This window comes from endosymbiont of Riftia pachyptila (vent Ph05) (genome assembly GCF_000224455.1).
In the GTDB taxonomy this organism is placed as follows: Bacteria; Pseudomonadota; Gammaproteobacteria; order Chromatiales; family Chromatiaceae; genus Endoriftia; species Endoriftia persephonae.
The window spans coordinates 1-687 of the sequence record NZ_AFOC01000190.1; the positions used below are offsets into that span (position 1 = coordinate 1).

At 62.7% G+C, this 687-nt stretch carries 1 pseudogene; it reads right to left on the bottom strand.

Annotated elements, in window-relative coordinates:
* Positions 1-687: pseudogene (locus RIFP1SYM_RS18505) on the bottom strand (putative Ig domain-containing protein); the annotation flags it as partial.

Sequence of the window (687 nt, forward strand, 5' to 3'; positions counted from 1 at the left end):
TTGGCCGGCTGATTGTTCACCTGCAGGCCGTCGAGCATCGCCTCGATCAACACCTGGGCGCTGACCACATGGGCGATCGCGGTGTAGCGCGCCACCGTGCCTTCGGCGCCGCGGCCATCCAGCACCGAATCGACCAGGTCGGCTGCTAGCGCGGTGAAGATATCATCCTCGCTGACATTACCGCCGATCCAGTAGGCGGTGCGGCGTGCCATCTCACCGAACACCTCGCTCGACAGGGTCACCTCGGTGACATTGTCGATAGTCACCTCGGTGCTCATCGGATCGGGCACCTTGCTGGTATCCAGGCCAAAGTTGAGGCGGGTGGTGACAGCGCTTCTGGCGCGCTCCAGGTTAGCTTGTGTCAGCCCACCCTCCATTGCCAGTGCGCTCTTCACCATCATGGTGGTGTGCGGCGTCAGGTTGACCCGCGTCTGTGAGGGTGTCATCACTACCCCGCTGAGAACAAAGTCGGGGGCGGCGTTAGTGACTAGGTCGATGCCTTCGGTCGCTTCAATGATCAGCGGGAAGGCGCTGTCGGCGATCTCACCGTCGAAGTTGAAGCTAGCCCGGTCGGTACTGCTGGTGGTGGCGAGCAGCCGAAAGTTGCGGTCGCGGATGCTGACAGTGGCACCGACCACCGGGCCGTCACCAACACTGCCGTCAAAGGCGACACGACTGGAGGTTCCG